The following is a 17,828-nucleotide window of genomic DNA, read 5'->3' as shown; positions in this document are numbered from 1 at the left end:
GGTATTCTCTCACCCCGCACCGACACGCTAGGCGTGCGGCGGGCCGATCGGGATCACCGGGGTGCCGTAATCGGTGATCGTGTACTGTCCGCAGCGCGTCACCTCGGGAGCCCGGGTGCCCGCGGGAAGGGTCGGGGTCTTTACCGCGCCCCAGGGTCCCTGAATCAGCACGGATGCCCGCTGCGGCGTCGGGGTGGCCCGGTTATCGAGCCAGATGTAGCGGTTGAAGGCGTAGTCCACCTGCAGCAGCTTGCCCGGTTCGGCAAGCCGACCGTTGACCGGGCGGGCGTCCCAGAAGGATCCCACGGCGACCCCCTCGTGGTTGGACAGCCAGGTGGCCGTGCAGACCACATCCGCCTCGTGCTGATTCGCCCGGGTGCGATCGGGCACAACCGACACGGTGATCACGATCATCGCCGCGGCGATCAGCACAACCGAGGCGCCACGCTGGGTGACCGAGTAGCGGCGGGCAGTGACCTCGGCCGTGCGCACCAACCAGCCGGGCCACACCCGATGATCGGCGAACAGCGCGGTCACTGCCAGTAGCGGTGCAAAAAAGATCGGGGTCAGATAGCGCGGGGCGTCGGTCCCCAGCAGGAGTCCGCCGCCCACCACCACGAGCGGTGCGCCCACGGAGAGCAGGGCCAGAAACAGGGTGACCGGCCGGCGCTCGCGCACCGAGCGGCCGATCAGGAACACGCCGGTCCCCAGGCACACCAGCACGATCAGGGCACCGATGATTCCACCGGCGGTGGAGAGATACTCGCCGGCGGCCTTGCCATAGGCACCGAGCGAGATCGAGAGGCCATCGGGGCGAACGTAGGTGTCCGCGGACTTGGCGATCAGGTCACCCAGCGCGGCTCGGGTGGCATATCCCAGCACGGTCCCGAGAATCAGCGTCAGCGCCAGCAGGATCGGGACCTTGGGGGAGCGCGGGAGCCGCAGCAGCCACCCGAAACCCAGGGCCAGGATCGCCGGCGCACAGAGCCATCCGGCGATCAGGGGATTGCTCAGGGTGGACACCGCCACCAGCAGACCCAGCACAACAAAGACCAGGACCACCCGGGGGCGGCTGGCCGCGCGGGGCGCGTCCCCTCCGGCGGAGGCGAGGATCCAGGCACACAGCGCGGCCCCGTACAGCAGCGCGATCGTGGTGGCCGCATAGTACGTGGCGGTCATGACCAGCGTGGTCAGCTCGAAGCTGCCACGGTTGATGCTCGACTCGGTCAGGGTGAGAAACACCAGCACGGCAAAACCCGCCAGGGCCGCGATGATCGCCCGGTTGGTGTGTCCGGGTTGGGCGAGGTCGCGTCGGAGAGCACCCGCGGCAAAACGCAGCGCCCCGTAGATCAGCAGCATCGCGCAGACGGCGAAGGCGAGCTGGGCCGTCGGTCCCGAACCAAACACCGCGGCCAACACGAAGTAGAGCCCGAGTTCGGGAATGAATAGCACGCTGGAGAGCGCCCAGTGCTGCGGCTCGCCCGCGGCGATCGAGGCGTGAACCAGCAGCGGGAACACCGAGTCGCCGTCGTGGAACAGGAGCCAGGCACGGTCGGTGTTGACCAGGTGGGCCAGGGCGATGACGGTGAGCAGGAGGGCGGATCCCCACCCCATGAGCTCGGCACCCAGGCGTGTCATACGCGTGCGTGGGTCCGGGGGCACCGGCGTCGTCGTCATCCGCAGTCCTTCCGCGGGGCCGGCCCCGCACGAATGTGCCGGGGGAGGGCCGTGGACGCCACCGCTGGATTCAGTATGCCGTTTTTTAGCTGGGGATTCACCTGTCCACGCCGCGGTGGGGACCGTCGGACGGCGGCAGTGATGCGGCTCGGCGTGACGCGGGCCGGGGCGAACGGGGTGCCGACCGCGAGGGCTCGACCGCTACCGGGGCCAGATCCCCGAGGTGCCGCGGCGGTGGCTGCCCAGCAGGTGGGTGTCCACGATCCCGCACGCCTCCATCAGCGCAAACATCGTGGTGGGCCCCACGAAGGTGAATCCCTCGGCGCGGAGCCGTTTTGCCAGTGCCTCGGACTCGGCCGAGCGCACCGGAATGTCGGCAAAACGCAGCGGCCGCGGGGTCCGATCGGGTTGGAACGACCACACCAGCTCGGCCAGGCCCGGGCCGCTATCACGCAGGGCGAGAGTCGCCCGGGCGTTGGTGATGGTCGCCTCGATCTTGCGCCGGTTGCGGATGATGCCCGCATCACCCAGGAGTCGCTCGATATCTTTCTCGCCAAAGGCCGCCACGCGCTCCGGATCGAATCCGGCAAAGCCCGCCCGGAAGGCCGAACGCTTGCGCAGGATCGTGGCCCAGGACAGGCCCGACTGGAACGCCTCGAGGCTGATGCGCTCAAACATCCCGCTCTCATCGCGGACCGGCATGCCCCACTCGGTGTCGTAGTATGCGCGCAGCAGCGGGTCCCCGGCGGCCCAGGGTGGGCGGGCGAGTCCGTCCTCGCCGATGATCAGGTCGATGCTGATCGGGTCGGTTGTGGTGGCGTCGGATTCCTGGGTCATGCGCGGGTCCGTTCGGATTCGAGGAGCGCTCGCTTGGCGTCCAGCCCACCAATGTAGCCGCCCAGCTGCCCGTCGGTGCGCAGGACCCGATGGCAGGGCACCACGATCGGCAGAGGGTTGGTCGCGCAGGCGGTTCCCACCGCCCGCATCGCCCGCGGACGCCCCAGCGCCTCGGCCACGTCGCGATAGCTGAGCGTGTGCCCAAACTCGATCGAGGGCAAAAAGCGCTGGACCTCGCCGCGGAAGGGGGTGGTCAGGCGGCGATCCAGGGTCACATCGAAGTCGCGACGCTCGCCGGCAAAGTATTCGGCCAGTTCGTGGGCGGCGCGATCCACCGGGTCGGCATCACGCAGGATGCGGGGTCCGATCTTCTCGGCGAGGGTGCCCAACACGGTGTCGAAATCCTCGCGTTCGAAGGCGACTCGCACGAGCCCCACGGGGGTCGCGGCCAGCAGCAGGCGGCCCAGCGGGGTCTCGATGATCGAATAGGCCACCTCGCGGGCCCCGGTGGTTGTGGCATGGGTGAGTAGGTCGCCGCGCAGCCGGGTGAGCACGTCGGTTTCCTCGGGGGCGGTGGTGAGGGAGGTCATGCGGATTCTCCGTCCGGATCGATCGGGAAGGGAAGGGTGAGGGAGGCGGAGGCGCGCAGGGCGCGTATTCCGTCGGCACCGGCCCGCCGGGCGGCGGCCGGGCTGATGCCGGTTTCGGCGGCCACCTCGGCATAGGGCAGTCCAGCCAGATAGTGCAGGGTGATCGCCGTGCGTTGCCCGGGTGGGAGTGCGGCGATGGCGCGGTAGAGGTCCAGATGGGTGGCCTCTGGGCGTCCCCGCGTGGTGGGGGACTCGGGCACCAGATCGAGGCTGGGCCCCTGCCTGCTTTTGGCCCGCAGAACGTCGATGGCCTTGCGATGGGCCACGGTGACCAGCCAGCCACGCACATTCTCGATCCGCGCGATTCGATCCCAGTCGGCCAGCGCGGACACGAAGGTCTCGGCCCAGGCATCCTCGGCATCGACGTGCCCGCCGAGGACCGCGCGACAGACGCGGAGCACGGTGGCGCCGTGCGCATCGATCGCGGTTTCAAACGGAAGGGGAGTGGGCATGGGATCCTCGGGGTGGTTGGGATGTTCTGTCAGGCTAACGCGCGGGACCGGCAAAATGTGAGGTCGGGTGCGCGAAGTCGGGTATTTGTGGGGGCGCCCGTCGCGGGTGCGCGAAGTCGGTGGCGAAGCCGGTAACGTTGACCCGTGGCTCGCCCTCAGAAACCGCGAGCCTTCGGAAGGAATATCGCCGTGACCGCTCGTCGCATTGCGCTTGTCGCCCTGCACTCGTCCCCGCTCGAACCGGTTGGATCCGGTGAGGCCGGCGGGATGACCATCTACCTGCTGACCCTCGCCCGCGCCCTGGTGCGCGCCGGGGAACGGGTGGATCTGATCACGCGACGCACCGATCCCGCCGACCCCGCCGTGGTCGAGCTTGAGCCGGGCCTGCGGGTGCGCCTGATCGATGACGGCGACCCCCGCTATCTGGACAAGCCGGACCTGCTGCCGCCGCTGATCGAGGCGTTCTCGCGCGAGCTGGCCGCCGGGGAGCGCTACGACCTGATCCACTCGCACTACTGGTACTCGGGCATGGCCGCACTGCCGGTGGCCCGCGCCTGGGGCGTCCCGCACGTGCAGACCTTCCACACCCTGGCGGCCCTCACCGCGACCCTGCGTCCGCCGGGGGCCGGCCCGCAGGAGCCCGAGCGGTTCCGCGGCGAGGCCTGGCTCGCCCGCGAGAGTGACCTGGTCATTTCGCTGAGCCGGGCCGAGGCCGCGCAGATCACCGAGGGCAACGTGCGCGTGGTGGCCCCGGGCGTGGACCGCGAACTCTTCCACCCGGGTGGACCCGCCGGGGACTACCTGCTGATCGCCGCGCGCCTGCGCACGGTCAAGGGCATCGACCTGGCCATCGACGCGCTCGCCCACATCCCCGTGGAGGAGCGTCCCGAGCTGCGCATCGCCGGCGGGGGAACCCCCGCGCACCGACGCCGCATCACCGATCACGCGGCGGCCGCGGGCGTGGAGATCCGTCTGCTGGGCAGCCTGGACCGTGAGCACCTGGCCGCGGCCATGCGCTCGGCCGCGATCGTGCTGATCCCCTCCTACTCGGAAACCTTCGGCCTGGTGGCCACCGAGGGTGCCGCCAGCGGTGTCCCGGTGATCGCCTCGCGCGCCGGTGGGCTGCAGGATGCGGTGCGTGAGGGGGTGAGCGGACTCCTGGTGGATGAGCGCAGCCCCGAGCTGTGGGCCGAGGCGATTATGTCGCTGATGAATGATCCCGAGCGTCGCCGCGAGCTGGGTCAGCGTGGCCGCGAGTACTCGGCGGAGACCGACTCCCGGGTGGCCGCAGCCCGCGTACGCGAGTTGTACACCGAACTGATTGCGGCTCCGGCCCGTGACTAATCCGGCCGGCACGGGGGCGCTGCCCGCCGAGTTTGCCACCGGGGTGGTGTTTGTTCACGCGCATCCCGATGATGAGACGCTCACCACCTCGGCGCTGATCGCCGCGCTCGCCGAGGCGGAGATTCCCGTGACCGTGATCACCGCGACCCGTGGCGAACGCGGAGAGATTGTGCCCGGCTCGGTTCCGGAGGGGGCCGACCTGACCGCCGTGCGCGCCGAGGAGCTGCGTGCGGCACTGGCGGCGCTCGGCGTGACCCGGCACCACTACCTGGGCGAGGGGCGACGTCACTACCGCGACTCGGGCATGGTCTGGGGCGCCGATGGTCGGGCGGCACCCGCCCCCGACCGGGATCCCGAGGCTCTGACCGCCGCCGACCCGGACGAGGTGGATTCCGACCTGCGCGCGCTGCTCGGGGCCGTCCCCGTGCCCGCTCCCGCAGCTTCTGTCGGTTCGGCCGCCTCGGCTGCTTCCGCGACGTTTGCCGCGCCCGCCCCCGGAGCTTCTGTCGGATCGGCCGCCTCGGCTGCTCCCGCGACGTTTGCCACGTCTGCCCCCGGAGCGCTGGTCACCTACGATTCCGACGGCGGGTATGGACACCCCGATCACCTCGCCACCCACGAGGCCACGCTGCGGGTCGCGACCGCGCTGGATGTGCCGCTGTTTGTGGTGCTGGATCCTGCGGACACGGACTTCGACCTGGAGATTCGCCGCGACGCTCACACGGTGCGCGTGCGCGCCGCCCATGCCGCCCACGCGAGCCAATTCAGCCTCGCCGAGACCTCGATCACCCACTCCGGCGGTCAGCACCAGGACCTGCAGGCGGTCGAGCGCTACCGGCGACTGCGCTAGGGCGTTTCCTTGGCGACCACGCATCGTGGAATGCTCGCCCTGCGCGCAACCGGGTGGTTCCTGCGCCACGCGGTCGGTACCGTAGCCGGGGCCGACGTTAGAGCGTGGCGGGGGCCTCGGTTGTGGTGGAGCGGCCGAGCGGGATCACCAGCGGGGAGCCGGTGACCGGGTCGGTGATCACGCGGCAGGGCAGCTCGAAGACATCCTCGACCAGTTCCTCGGTGATGACCTCGGTCGGGGTTCCGCTGGCACGCACGGCCCCGTCCTTCATCGCGATCACGTGGGTCGCGTAGCGCGCGGCGTGGTTGAGGTCGTGCAGCACGGCCACCAGGGTTTGTCCACCCTGGTTGAGGTCGCGGAAGAGCTCGAGCACGTCGATCTGATGGGCGATGTCGAGGTAGGTGGTTGGCTCGTCCAGGAGCACCGCACCGGTTTCCTGGGCCAGGACCATCGCGACCCACACGCGCTGGCGCTGTCCACCGGAGAGTTCCTCAACCAGGCGGTCGGCCAGCCCGGTGGTCTTGGTGGCGGCAAGCGCCGCGGACACGGCGGCCTCATCCGCGGCCGACCAGCGGGTAAACAGGCCCTGGTGTGGGTAGCGTCCGCGGGCCACCAGATCGGCCACCCGGATACCGTCGGGCGCAATCGAGGTCTGCGGAAGCAGACCCAGGCGACGCGCGAGCTCCTTGGTGCCGAGCTTGGCGATGTCGCCCCCGTCCAGCAGCACGGTGCCCTCGCTCGGGGTGATGAGCCGAGCCAGCGAGCGCAGCAGGGTGGATTTCCCGCACGCGTTGGGGCCCACGATCACCGTAAACGAGCCGTCGGGAATCTCGACCGAGAGCTCGGAGCTGATGACCCGGCGATCGTACCCGATCGAGACCGCGTCTGTGCGCAGCTTGGCGCTTGAGGGGGCGAGCGTCGATGCCTGCTGGGTCATGTTTCTCCCGACGTGGATGGGTGGGGTAGTAAGGGGATCCTCACCACACGCTAGCGCGAATCCGGGGGGATTGTGCCGACGTGGTGTCGACGCTACGACGCCCGACGGTTCGATTCCGGCACCTCGACCTCGACCTGGTCCGCGGCGGCGGGCACCGCGAGCCCCAACAGGGTCTCCAACGCCTCCAGGTAGCGGTCGTGCTCGCCGGCGCGGGCCAGCTCCCGAGCGCGCACGGTGGGCACGTGCAGCATCCGTCCCATCAGGTGGCGCAGCGCGCGTTCGGCCACGCCGTCGGGGTCGCGCGGGGCCACTCGGGCCACCTCCTCTTCGAGGATCGCATGGGCGTGTCGACGCATCGCGACTACGGCGGGGTCCAGGCCCTGCTCGGAGGTCACCTGAATGAACTTCTTGGCGGCCCGGTTGACCAGCACGCGGGCATGATCGGTGGCCTGGACCTCCTCGAGCGGGGCGTGCAGGCGGATGGTCTCCAGATCCAGTAGCTCGATGCTCCCGGCCTCCACCACGTTGGGGTTCACGTTGCGCGGCAGACCCAGATCGATCACCAGCTGGCGGGCGGGGGCGATCACCGGGCAGCCGGGTGCATCCTCATGCCCCAGCTGCGGCGGCGCGAGCGGGGCGTGTCGCCTTCCGGCGGCCACGATGTCGGCATCCAGGACATAGTCGGTGGCCGTGGTGCAGGTCACGATCAGCGAGGCTTCGGCCACCGCGGTCTCAAAGTCGGTGGCGGCCACCGGCTCGATATCGTGACCCTGGGCGAACTTTGCCGCGCGCCCCGAGGGGGAGTAGACCGACACCTGGGTCACGCCGCGATCGCGCAGGGCAGCCAGGCTGGCTCCGGCGTAGGCACCGGTACCGATGAGCAGCACCCGCAGGGCCGACCAGTCGGAGACACGACTGTCGCTGAGATCGAGGGCCAGACGCACCAGGGATCGTCCGGCGCGTCCCAGCGGGGTCTTGTTTTTGACCGCGCGGGAGGTCTGCGAGGCGCGCTGAAACAGGCGTTCGAGATCGCTCGTGGTGGTGTCCTCGGCGCGGGCAAATTCCAGCGCTCGGCGCACCTGACCGGCGATTTCTCCCTCGCCCACGACCACGGATTCTAGGCCCGAGGACACGGCGAACAGGTGGCGCGCGGCCTCCTCGCCCACGTGCAGATCCCAGGTGTCCACGAGCTCGGCGGAGTCGAGATTGGCCGAGGACGCGGCGGCCGCGGTCAGGGCCGCGCGTGCCTGGGGTGGGGTGCCCGCGCTGTCGAGTTCCACATACGCCTCGAAGCGGTTGCAGGTATTGATGATGACGGCCCCGGCGATGGTTGGGTCGGCATCCAGTAGGGCGCGCTCAAGGCGTCCCTCGGCGGCGGAGAGACGTTCGAGAAGGTCGAAGGAGGAGTTCTTGTGGCTCGCGGTCAAACAGATCAGCACCCATCCATACTAACCCCAGATTTTTTGCGTCTGACCGGGACATACTTCCCGACACTCTGTCGGCGGCGACTCGACCGGGTGTCGGCAACTTTTGCCGCGAGGTTTGAGAAGATGGACTCATGCTTGTCCCCACCACACACCCGCTTCAGGCGGGCCTCACCGCCGAATCCCCGCTGATTTCGGCGTACCGCGGCATCCGTCCCGCCACGACCCCCGTCTGGTTCATGCGTCAGGCCGGACGTTCCCTGCCCGAGTATCGCGAACTGCGTGTCGGCACCGAAATGCTCCAGGCGTGCCTCACCCCGGAGCTGGCCAGCGAGATCACGCTGCAGCCTGTGCGCCGCCACGCGGTGGACGCGGGCATCTTCTTTAGCGACATCGTTGTTCCGCTCAAGCTGGTCGGCGTGGATGTGTCGATCGTGCCCGGTCGTGGACCCGTGATGGGTAAGGCCGTGCGCACCGCCGCCGACGTGGCCGAGCTGGTGCAGAACGATCCCGCCCAGCTGGATAGTGCCCTGGGCCCGATTATCGACGCCGTCGCCCGCACCGTGGCCGAGCTCGGCGCCACGCCGCTGATCGGATTCGCCGGTGCGCCGTTCACCCTCGCCGCCTACCTCGTGGAGGGCGGCCCGAGCAAGGATCACATCCGCGCCCGCACCATGATGCACGCCGACCCCGAGTCCTGGGCCGCGCTGATGACCTGGACCGCCGAGATTACCGGCCGCTTCCTGCGTGCCCAGGTCCTCGCCGGCGCATCGGCCGCGCAGCTGTTCGACTCCTGGGCCGGATCGCTCTCGCCCGAGGACTACGTGCGTCACGTGGCCCCGGCCAGCGCTCGCGTGCTCGACTTCGTGCGTGATCTGACCTTCGAGACCTCCGGCGCCGAAACCCGCGTGCCGATCGTCCACTTCGGTGTGGGCACCGGCGAGATCCTCCCGCAGATGCGCGACGTGGGGGCCGACGTGGTGGGGATCGACTACCGCACGCCGTTGGATGAGGGAATCCGCCGTCTGGGCGCCTCCGTCCCGGTCCAGGGCAACGTGGACCCGGCGATGCTCGCCGCCCCCTGGAACATTCTGGAGGCGCACGTACGAGACGTGCACCGCCGCGGACTCGATGCCCCCGCCCACGTGATGAACCTCGGTCACGGCGTCCCGCCGGAGACCGACCCGACCGTGCTGACCCGCGTGGTAGAGCTGGTGCACTCGCTGTGATCGAACCGCGTCATGTTGTGGTCGTCGGCGGCGGGGTCGCCGGCCTGGTGGCCGCACTCGACTGCCTGCGCGTGGGTATCCGCGTCACGGTGATCGAGGCCGCCGAGCTGCTGGGCGGATCGGTGTCCCCGGTCACCGTGGGCGACATCGTCCTGGATGGCGGTGCCGAGAGCTATGCGACCCGCGGCGGTCACGTGCGTGAACTGCTGGTGGAGCTGGGACTTGAGGAGCAGATCGTCGCTCCGAACCCGGCCGGTGCCTGGCTGCGCCGCACCGACGGTGCCTCGGTGCCGCTGCCCAAGACCGCGCTGCTGGGGATCCCGGCCAACCCGCTGGCCGAGGACGTGCGCCGGGTCATCGGCTCCAAGGGTGTCATGCGTGCCTACCTGGACCGCGTGCGTCCGGTGCTGACCATCGGCCGCGAAAAGAACCTCGCCGAGCTCGTGCGCAAGCGCATGGGTGACGCGGTGCTCACCGAGCTGGTGACGCCCGTGGTGCGCGGGGTGTATTCGGTGGGTCCCGAGGAGATCGACGTGGATCGCGTCGCCCCGGGTCTCAACCAGGCACTAACCCGCACCGGCTCGCTCGGTGCTGCCGTGGCCGAGTTGACCGATGCCGCAGGCCCCGCCCGCGCGGGTGCCAAGGTCGAGGGCATCATCGGCGGCATGCATCGGCTGGTTTCGGTATTGGCGGCGGAGATCATCCGCCGTGGCGGTGTGATCCAGACCGGAACGCCGGTGGCCGGGCTGCACGCCGGTGCGGTGTCCGCCGAGGACCTGCCGATCATCGACTCCGAAGACTTTGTGGCCACCGAGGGCTACTCGATTCCCGAGGGCCCGGGGGAGCACACGCTGTGGACCCTGCGCCTGGAAAACCACTCGGTGCTCTACGCCGACCGGGTGATCGTGGCCACGGCCGAGCTGCCCGCGTTTGACCTGCTGGGACCGGTTGTTTCGGCCCTGGCCGAGGAGACCGCTCAGGTTTCCCCCGAGGTGGTCCTCGCCTCGCTGCTGCTGGACGCGCCGAACCTCGACGGGCACCCGCGCGGCAGCGGCGTGCTGATCGCCGGTCATGCCGGACAGAGCGGCGTCCAGGCGAAGGCCCTGACCCACTCGAGTGCCAAGTGGGCCTGGCTCGCCGAGGCGCTGGCCGAGCATCCCGGACGTCACGCGGTCCGGCTGTCCTACGATCCGGTAGCCCTGGGGGAGCGAGACGATGCCGAGCTGGCCGAGATCGCCCGCACCGATGCCGCCGCGATCCTCGGCGTGGACCTGCCCGCCGAAACCGTGGCCGGATTCGCCCGCACCCGCTGGCGCAGCACCCCGCCGGGTTCCGCCCAGGGCGCGCGGGAGCGTGCCGAGCGGATCCGCGCGGCCGTGGCCGCGGTTCCGGGACTCGATGTCACCGGTGCCTGGCTGTCGGGAACCGGGCTTGCCTCGGTGGTCCCCGACGCCCACGCGGCGGCGAAGCGCGTGCGCCACCTGATCGCCGCCGAATACCTGGAGAACGGCGAACTGGCCGCTCCCACCCAGACCCCCACATCCGATAACAGTCCGAATTCAAAGGAGTAGCTTTGTCCATCGACACCAGCCCGGTAAATACCCCGGACTCTCCCTTCGGTTACACCCTCTGGCTTGTCCTGCGCCGGAATCCCGCCTTCCGCGGCGAGTACTCCGATGCCGCCGTGGCCGAGCTGAACGCCGCCGTGGACACCCTCGCCGAAAACGGTGTGGTCACCCGCGGCTTCTACGACGTCTCGGGCCTGCGCGCCGACGCCGACCTGATGATCTGGATCCACGGCGACCGCGCCGAGGACCTGCAGTCGGCCGCCCGCGTGCTGCGCCGCACCGAGCTGCTGCGCGAGCTGCTGCCCACCTGGAACGCGCTGGGTGTGCACCGCGAGGCCGAGTTTAATAAGCGTCACGTGCCCGGCTTCCTGACCGGCAAGGATCCCAAGCAGTGGATCACCGTCTACCCGTTTGTGCGCAGCTACGAGTGGTACCTGCTGCCCGAGGACGAGCGTGCGCGCATGCTCGCCGAGCACGGCCGCATGGGCGCCAGCTTCCGTGGGGCCATCGCCAACACCGTGTCCTCCTTTGCCCTGGGGGACTACGAGTGGATTCTGCCGATCGAGTCGGATGAGCTGACCGAACTGGTCGACATGATGCGTGAACTGCGCGCCACCGACGCCCGTCGTCACGTGCGCGAAGAGGTACCGTTCTATACCGGCCGGCGGATTCCGGCCGCCGAGATTGTTGAGGTGATCCGATGAGTGATCTGCAAACCCCCGCCCAGACCGGCGGCTGCGGCGGCAACTGTGCCTGCTCGCGTGAGGGCTCGGCCGAGGCCGTGACCATCGAAACCGCGCCGGCCGCAGCCGATACCTTGGCAACCGAGGCTGCCGTGCCCCAGGCTGCTGCTCCCGCGGACATCGTGCCCGGTGCGACCGAGGCCGCCCCGTCCCAGACTGCTGCGCCCGTCGCTCTCGTGCCCGGTGCGACCGAGGCCGCCCGTTCCGGTGCCCCCTGGGTCGAGACCCCGGTGGACTATGACGCGATCCTGCTTGCCGGCTTCGGCGGACCCGAGGGTCAGGACGACGTCATCCCGTTCCTGCGCAACGTGACCCGCGGCCGCGGCATCCCCGAGGAGCGCCTCGAAGAGGTGGCCGTGCACTACCGCCACCACGGCGGAGTGAGCCCGATCAACGACCAGAACCGTGAGCTCAAGGCGGCCCTGGAGGCCGAGCTGGCCAGCCGCGGCATCGATCTGCCGGTGATCTGGGGAAACCGCAACTGGAACCCTTACCTGCGCGACGCCGTGCAGGAGGCCCACGACCGGGGCTACCGCAAGCTCATCGCGATCGCGACCAGCGCCTACTCCTCCTTCTCCTCCTGCCGTCAGTACCGCGAGGACTTCGCGATCGCGCTGGATGAGACCGGCTTGGAGGGCCAGATCGAAATCGACAAGGTGCGTCAGTTCTTTGACCACCCCGGTTTTGTGACCCCGTTCATCGAGGGTGTCGGCGATGCGCTGGCGAAGATTGTCCAGGATGTGCGCGATATCGACCTGGCCCGCGAGGTCAAGGTCCTGTTTGCGACCCACTCGATTCCGTCCACCGACGCCGTGCGCTCGGGTCCGTCCGAGCGTAACTTCGGCGAGGGTGGCGCGTATGCCGCCCAGCACCTGGCCGTCGCCGAGGTGGTGATGGCCGCGGTGCAGCAGGAGCTGGCCCTGGACCAGGATGTGCCCTGGGAGCTGGTCTACCAGTCCCGTTCGGGCCCACCGAGCATGCCCTGGCTCGAGCCCGACATCAACGACGTGATCGAGGAGCTGCCGGCCACCGGCACCCGCGCCGTCGTGATCGTGCCGCTGGGCTTCATGAGCGACCACATGGAGGTCCTCTGGGACCTCGACAACGAGGCCACCGAGTCGGCCGAAAACGCCGGTCTGTACTCGCTACGGGTGCCCACCCCGGGTACCCACCACGAGTTCGTGAAGGGTCTGGTGGATCTGGTTCTCGAGCGTCGCGACGGCACCCCGGTGTCCGAGCGTCCGGCGATGACCGACCTCGGTCCCTGGTATGACGTATGCCGTCCGGGATGCTGCGAGAACGTGCGGGCGGGCTTCAAGCCGGCCCTGGCGGGAATCGCCCCGTGACCGAGCAGTCTTCTCCCGCTGCCCCGGGTACCGTTCTGCGGATCGGTACCCGGGGCAGCGCCCTGGCGTTGGCGCAGACCGGCGATATCGCCCGCGCGATCACCGAGGCCACCGGCATCGAGACCGTCCTGATCCCGGTGACCACCCACGGCGACGTGACCCGGGCCTCGCTCGCGAGCCTCGGCGGCACAGGCGTCTTCGCGTCTGCCCTGCGCGATTTCCTGCTCGCGGGGGAGTGCGACCTCGTGGTCCACTCGATGAAGGACCTGCCCACCGCCGCGGCCCCGGGCCTGGCGATCGGTGCGGTTCCCGTGCGGGCGGATGCCCGAGATGCGCTGTGCGCGCGCGACGGGCTGACCCTCGCCGAGCTGCCCGAGGGTGCCCGGGTGGGGACCGGATCCCCGCGCCGGATCGCCCAGCTGCGTCGTCGCCGTCCCGATCTGGAGATCGTGGATATCCGTGGCAACATCGACACCCGCCTGGGCTTTGTGAGCTCTGGTGAGCTGGATGCGGTCGTGCTCGCGGTGGCCGGGCTGGAACGCCTGGGCCGTGACGGTGCGATCACCGAGCGCTTCGAGCTGTCCGAGTGGCCGCCCGCTCCCGCCCAGGGTGCGCTGGCGATCGAGGTGCGGGCGGAGTCCGTGGCCGCACCGGTGACCGATCCGATCCGCGCAGCCCTGAACGCCATCGAGCACCCGGAAACCCGTGCGGAGGCCGCCGCCGAGCGCGCGGTGCTCGCCCGCCTGGAAGCCGGATGCGCGGCACCGATTGGGGCCCACGCGCTACTTTCCGATGGGACCCTGGCGCTGCACGCGGCCGTCTATGCCCCCACCGGGACCGACCTGCGCGAGCGCACCGAGGGTGTCGCGGTCTCGGCGGACACGCTGCTGAGCGTCGCCGCCGGGCTGGGATCCGACCTGGCCGATGCGCTGCTCGCCGACGGTGCCGCCGAGATTGCGCCGCTGACCTAGACCGATGAACACGCACGCAGAACCCCAAACTCACGCCACCTGTTCGGCCCTCGCCGGCCGCCGGGTGCTGGTGCCCCGTGACGGACGCTGGGGTGTGCAGGTCGCCGAGAACCTTGCCGCCCACGGTGCCACCGCGGTGATCGCGCCGGTGATCGACTTCGAGCCGGCCCCCGACGCGGCGGCCCTGGAGCGTGCGCTCGAGGCGCTGGCAGCGGGGACATTCGACTGGGTGACCGTGACCAGCGCAACCACGGTCCGGGTGCTGCGTGCCCATGCCGTAAAAATTCCGGAAACCACCCGGATCGCCGCGGTCGGGACCGCAACCGCCGCCGCACTGGCCGAGGCTCGCTACCGGGTGGATCTGATGCCGCCCGAGGATCACACCGCCCGCGGTATGGTCGCGAGCTTCGGTGAGCTGAACGCACACCCCGGTCTCGGCCGGGTCCTGGTACTGGACTCGGCCCTCGCCGGCCCCACCCTGGTGGACGGCCTTACCGTTCTCGGTGCCGACGTGATCCGGGTGCATGCCTACCGTACGATCCCGGTGGAGCTCACCCCCGAGGTACGCACCGCGCTGGCCGTCGGCGACATCGACGCGATCCTGGTGACCTCGGGCAGCGTTGCCGTCCAGATCATCACCCAGGTGCCCGACCTGTCCGCCGACGTGGTCCGGGTCAGCATCGGGGATCGCACCACCGAGGCGGCCGAGGTCGCCGGGCTGGCGATCACCATCGAGGCGCCGATCCGACATGCCGAGAGCATGGTCGCGGCCCTGGAAACCCACTATTCTCAGACCACTCCCGGACTCGCCGTGCCCGATCACGGCGGAGAGGACACCCCATGAATTCCCTGCCCGAGCGGCCCCGCCGACTGCGCCAGTCCCCGGCGATGCGTCGCCTGGTTTCCGAAACCCGGGTGGATCCCGCACAGCTGGTCCTCCCGCTGTTTGTGAATGAGGACCTCACCGAGAAGCGCGCGATCGGCTCGATGCCCGGCGTATTCCAGCACACCCTGGACAGCCTGCGGGCCGCCGCGACCGAGGCCGCCGCGGCGGGCGTGGGCGGCGTGATGCTGTTCGGAATCCCGACCGTGCGCGACGCCGTGGGAAGTCAGGCCGATGCGCCCGAGGGCATCCTGCAGCGCGCAACCCGCGCCCTGCAGGCCGAGGTGGGTGACGCGCTGGTGGTACAGACCGACCTGTGCCTCGACGAGTTCACCGACCACGGCCACTGCGGCGTGCTCACCGAGGACGGTGCCGTGGACAACGACGCAACCCTTGAGCGCTACGTCTCGATGGCGCTGGCTCAGGCCGAGGCCGGCTCGGCACTGCTGGGCCTCAGTGGCATGATGGACGGCCAGGTCGGCGCGATCCGCGCGGCCCTGGACCGCGCCGGTCACATCGACACCGCACTGCTGGCCTACTCGGCCAAGTACGCCTCGGCGTTCTACGGTCCCTTCCGCGAGGCCGTGGACTCGCAGCTCCAGGGTGATCGTCGCACCTATCAGCTCGATCCCGGCAACCGCCGCGAGGGCATGCGCGAAACCCTGCTGGATCTTGCCGAGGGCGCGGACATCGTGATGGTGAAGCCCGCGATGTCCTATCTCGACGTGCTCGCCGACGTGGCCGCGATGTCCACCGTCCCGGTGTGGGCGTACCAGGTGTCCGGTGAGTATGCGATGATCGAGGCCGCCGCCGCACACGGCTGGATCGATCGTCGCCGAGCCATCGAGGAGTCGGTGATCGGCATCCGCCGTGCCGGTGCCGACGCCGTGCTCACCTACTGGGCCACCGAGCTGGCCACCTGGCTGCGCGCCTAAACTTTCCCGTTCCCGATATCTAGGAGCCCCCATGACCCACGCCGATAACGCCGACCTCTTCACCCGCGCCAAGTCCTCGATCCCCGGCGGGGTGAATTCCCCGGTACGGGCCTACGGTTCGGTGGGGGGAACGCCGCGTTTCCTGGTATCCGCCCAGGGTGCCCGGGTGACCGATGCCGAGGGTACCGAGTACGTGGACCTGGTGTGCTCCTGGGGGCCGGCGATCCTCGGCCACGCGCAGCCCGACGTGGTGCGCGCGGTGCAGGAGGCCGCCGCGCGCGGACTCTCGTTTGGGGCATCGACCCCGGCGGAGACCGAGCTGGCCGAGCTGATCCGCGAGCGTGTGAGCGTAAACGGGGTGAGCCCGATCGAGAAGGTGCGTCTGGTCTCCACCGGGACCGAGGCCACCATGACCGCGATCCGGCTGGCGCGCGGGTTCACCGGGCGCGAGCTGCTGGTGAAGTTCGCCGGTCACTATCACGGACACTCCGACGGCCTGCTGGCCGCCGCCGGTTCGGGCCTGGCGACCCTGGCCCTGCCGGGTTCGGCCGGGGTGACCGCGGCCACCGCCGGGCAGACCCTGGTGGTGCCCTATAACAACCTGGATGCGCTGCGCGCCGTCTTCGCCGAACACGGCGAGAACATCGCCGGAATCATCGTCGAGGCCGCCTCGGCCAACATGGGTGTGGTCCCGCCGGCACCGGGCTTCAACGCCGCGCTGACCGAGCTCGCCCACGCCCACGGTGCCCTGGTGATCCTGGACGAGGTGCTCACCGGATTCCGCGTGGGACCGGCCGGATTCTGGGGTCTGCAGGCCGCGGCGGGGGAGGACTATGTGCCGGACCTCTTCACCTTCGGCAAGGTCATCGGCGGCGGCATGCCGCTAGCCGCTCTGGGGGGCCGCGCCGAGGTCATGGACCACCTGGCCCCGCTCGGACCGGTGTATCAGGCCGGAACGCTCTCGGGAAACCCGGTCGCCGTGGCCGCGGGCCTGGAGACCCTGCGCCGCGCGACTCCCGAGGTCTATGCCCACCTGGACATCGTCGCCGATACCCTCTCGTCCGCGGTGTCCGCCGCGCTTACGGTCGCCGAGGTCCCTCACGTGGTGCAGCGCGCCGGCAACCTGTTCTCGTTTGTGTTCGCCGAGGAGGCCCCGGTGAACTACGCCGAGGTTCAGGCGCAGGACGCCTACCGTTACGGACCGTTCTTCCACGCGATGCTGGATGCCGGCATCAACCTGCCGCCGAGCGTCTTCGAGGCCTGGTTCGTCTCGGCCGCGCACGATGAGGACGCCGTCGCCCAGATCCTCGCGGCGCTGCCCGCCGCCGCCCGCGCCGCCGCGGAGGCCACTCCCGCGTAATCTGACTCGTGTACGCCCTCGTGCCTGGCACAGATTTTCTGTCCCGGGTACGAGGGCTTTTCCTTCGATCATGTGTCCTTGGGGGTCACTGGACGAGTCATCACTACGCTGTCGTAGGTCTTGCCGGGCCAGTGGATCGTGTCGACCCGCTCAAATCCCCATGACTCGTAGAGTCGCACAAGGTGATCCGCGGGGATGGCCGTGTCCACTCCGATTGATTCTGCGTGCCGACCTGCGGCCCAGGTGAGCCCCAGGCGCCACAGGTGGCCTGCAATACCGCGCCCGCGGACGGACGGGGAAACGGCAACCTGGTTGAGCCACGCGCGGTTCCGCTCACGGGCCACAGCGGTCAGCTCCCGTAGGCCTCTCGAGGGAGGAAGCGAAATGGTGAGCGATCCGACAATCTGCCCTGCCTGCTCGACGACCCAGCACTGACCGCTGAGGGCGCGATCGCGGGTGGTCTCCACGTCCTGGTTTACGGCGGTGTAGTTCAGCCCCATCGCGCCCAGCTCCGCATACGCGGCATGCAGGAGATTGGTAAGCGGTGCGGCATCGGCTGCCTCGAACGGTCGCACAGTGAGTGTTGGGTCCATATCCCCAGTGAACTCGATTGGTTGTCGTT

At 69.7% G+C, this 17,828-nt stretch carries 17 protein-coding genes; 10 read left to right on the top strand and 7 right to left on the bottom strand.

Annotated features, from left to right (window positions below; all coding sequences use genetic code 11):
- Positions 1–27: 27 nt before the first annotated feature.
- From IE92_RS16435 to IE92_RS0104930, 4 genes are all read right to left on the bottom strand, one after another.
- Complete coding sequence (locus IE92_RS16435) at positions 28–1,677, bottom strand: hypothetical protein (protein ID WP_156027393.1); 1,650 nt, start codon at positions 1,675–1,677, stop codon at positions 28–30.
- Between the two features lie 201 nt (positions 1,678–1,878).
- Complete coding sequence (locus tag IE92_RS0104940) at positions 1,879–2,514, bottom strand: DNA-3-methyladenine glycosylase I (protein WP_030143763.1); 636 nt, start codon at positions 2,512–2,514, stop codon at positions 1,879–1,881.
- Entirely contained in the window at positions 2,511–3,104 is a 594-nt protein-coding gene (locus IE92_RS0104935; protein WP_030143762.1) for a methylated-DNA--[protein]-cysteine S-methyltransferase, read from the bottom strand. Before IE92_RS0104935 ends, IE92_RS0104940 begins: the two co-directional genes overlap by 4 nt.
- Positions 3,101–3,616, bottom strand: a complete 516-nt coding sequence (locus IE92_RS0104930) for an RNA polymerase sigma factor (protein ID WP_030149802.1) — start codon at positions 3,614–3,616, stop codon at positions 3,101–3,103. Before IE92_RS0104930 ends, IE92_RS0104935 begins: the two co-directional genes overlap by 4 nt.
- Positions 3,617–3,805: 189 nt before the next feature.
- On the opposite strand from IE92_RS0104930, the gene IE92_RS0104925 reads away from it, so the two are divergent.
- Positions 3,806–4,960, top strand: coding sequence for a glycosyltransferase (locus IE92_RS0104925; RefSeq protein WP_051701824.1), 1,155 nt, complete (start codon positions 3,806–3,808; stop codon positions 4,958–4,960).
- The gene (locus IE92_RS16430; RefSeq protein ID WP_051701825.1) at positions 4,953–5,810 is read left to right on the top strand and encodes a PIG-L family deacetylase; all 858 of its coding nucleotides are present in this window, start codon (positions 4,953–4,955) and stop codon (positions 5,808–5,810) included. Before IE92_RS0104925 ends, IE92_RS16430 begins: the two co-directional genes overlap by 8 nt.
- A gap of 97 nt (positions 5,811–5,907) precedes the next feature.
- On the opposite strand, the gene IE92_RS0104915 is transcribed toward IE92_RS16430, so the two are convergent.
- Both IE92_RS0104915 and IE92_RS0104910 read right to left on the bottom strand, forming a co-directional pair.
- Positions 5,908–6,747 carry an ABC transporter ATP-binding protein gene (locus tag IE92_RS0104915; RefSeq protein WP_030143758.1) on the bottom strand — a complete coding sequence of 280 codons (840 nt, stop codon included), beginning with the start codon at positions 6,745–6,747 and terminating at the stop codon, positions 5,908–5,910.
- 92 nt (positions 6,748–6,839) lie between these two features.
- Entirely contained in the window at positions 6,840–8,186 is a 1,347-nt protein-coding gene (locus tag IE92_RS0104910) for a glutamyl-tRNA reductase (RefSeq protein ID WP_030143757.1), read from the bottom strand.
- Between the two features lie 119 nt (positions 8,187–8,305).
- Between IE92_RS0104910 and hemE the strand changes: the two genes are divergently transcribed.
- From hemE to hemL, 8 genes are all read left to right on the top strand, one after another.
- The gene (gene hemE, locus IE92_RS0104905) at positions 8,306–9,400 is read left to right on the top strand and encodes a uroporphyrinogen decarboxylase (protein ID WP_030143756.1); all 1,095 of its coding nucleotides are present in this window, start codon (positions 8,306–8,308) and stop codon (positions 9,398–9,400) included.
- Entirely contained in the window at positions 9,397–10,971 is a 1,575-nt protein-coding gene (locus tag IE92_RS0104900; protein WP_051701826.1) for a protoporphyrinogen/coproporphyrinogen oxidase, read from the top strand. Before hemE ends, IE92_RS0104900 begins: the two co-directional genes overlap by 4 nt.
- Before the next feature lie 8 nt (positions 10,972–10,979).
- On the top strand, positions 10,980–11,672 hold the full coding sequence (gene hemQ / locus IE92_RS0104895; protein ID WP_043322043.1) for a hydrogen peroxide-dependent heme synthase: 693 nt from the start codon (positions 10,980–10,982) through the stop codon (positions 11,670–11,672).
- A 215-nt stretch (positions 11,673–11,887) separates the two neighbouring features.
- Positions 11,888–13,057 carry a ferrochelatase gene (locus IE92_RS0104890; RefSeq protein WP_030143753.1) on the top strand — a complete coding sequence of 390 codons (1,170 nt, stop codon included), beginning with the start codon at positions 11,888–11,890 and terminating at the stop codon, positions 13,055–13,057.
- On the top strand, positions 13,054–14,028 hold the full coding sequence (gene hemC / locus IE92_RS0104885; RefSeq protein WP_030143752.1) for a hydroxymethylbilane synthase: 975 nt from the start codon (positions 13,054–13,056) through the stop codon (positions 14,026–14,028). Before IE92_RS0104890 ends, hemC begins: the two co-directional genes overlap by 4 nt.
- Before the next feature lie 4 nt (positions 14,029–14,032).
- Positions 14,033–14,872 (top strand): uroporphyrinogen-III synthase, encoded by an 840-nt coding sequence (locus IE92_RS0104880; protein WP_081864051.1) that lies wholly within the window; start codon positions 14,033–14,035, stop codon positions 14,870–14,872.
- Positions 14,869–15,846: a porphobilinogen synthase gene (hemB, locus tag IE92_RS0104875; RefSeq protein WP_030143750.1), complete on the top strand. Its 978-nt coding sequence runs from the start codon at positions 14,869–14,871 to the stop codon at positions 15,844–15,846. The genes IE92_RS0104880 and hemB overlap by 4 nt, the downstream gene beginning before the upstream one ends.
- 31 nt (positions 15,847–15,877) lie before the next feature.
- The gene (gene hemL, locus IE92_RS0104870; RefSeq protein WP_030143749.1) at positions 15,878–17,206 is read left to right on the top strand and encodes a glutamate-1-semialdehyde 2,1-aminomutase; all 1,329 of its coding nucleotides are present in this window, start codon (positions 15,878–15,880) and stop codon (positions 17,204–17,206) included.
- Positions 17,207–17,274: 68 nt separating this feature from the next.
- Here hemL and IE92_RS0104865 read toward each other — a convergent pair whose 3' ends face one another.
- On the bottom strand, positions 17,275–17,799 hold the full coding sequence (locus IE92_RS0104865) for a GNAT family N-acetyltransferase (protein ID WP_043321972.1): 525 nt from the start codon (positions 17,797–17,799) through the stop codon (positions 17,275–17,277).
- Positions 17,800–17,828: the final 29 nt, after the last annotated feature.

It is taken from the genome of Mycetocola saprophilus (assembly GCF_000718085.1).
Taxonomy (GTDB): Bacteria; Actinomycetota; Actinomycetes; order Actinomycetales; family Microbacteriaceae; genus Mycetocola; species Mycetocola saprophilus.
This window is presented reverse-complemented; position numbering and strand designations above follow the sequence as displayed.

Coding starts and splice junctions, on each gene's coding strand:
- IE92_RS16435 (WP_156027393.1), bottom strand. CDS start 1,677: ATGACGACGACGCCGGTGCCCCCGGACCCACGCACGCGTATGACACGC.
- IE92_RS0104940 (WP_030143763.1), bottom strand. CDS start 2,514: ATGACCCAGGAATCCGACGCCACCACAACCGACCCGATCAGCATCGAC.
- IE92_RS0104935 (WP_030143762.1), bottom strand. CDS start 3,104: ATGACCTCCCTCACCACCGCCCCCGAGGAAACCGACGTGCTCACCCGG.
- IE92_RS0104930 (WP_030149802.1), bottom strand. CDS start 3,616: ATGCCCACTCCCCTTCCGTTTGAAACCGCGATCGATGCGCACGGCGCC.
- IE92_RS0104915 (WP_030143758.1), bottom strand. CDS start 6,747: ATGACCCAGCAGGCATCGACGCTCGCCCCCTCAAGCGCCAAGCTGCGC.
- hemE (WP_030143756.1), top strand. CDS start 8,306: ATGCTTGTCCCCACCACACACCCGCTTCAGGCGGGCCTCACCGCCGAA.
- IE92_RS0104880 (WP_081864051.1), top strand. CDS start 14,033: ATGAACACGCACGCAGAACCCCAAACTCACGCCACCTGTTCGGCCCTC.
- hemB (WP_030143750.1), top strand. CDS start 14,869: ATGAATTCCCTGCCCGAGCGGCCCCGCCGACTGCGCCAGTCCCCGGCG.
- hemL (WP_030143749.1), top strand. CDS start 15,878: ATGACCCACGCCGATAACGCCGACCTCTTCACCCGCGCCAAGTCCTCG.
- IE92_RS0104865 (WP_043321972.1), bottom strand. CDS start 17,799: ATGGACCCAACACTCACTGTGCGACCGTTCGAGGCAGCCGATGCCGCA.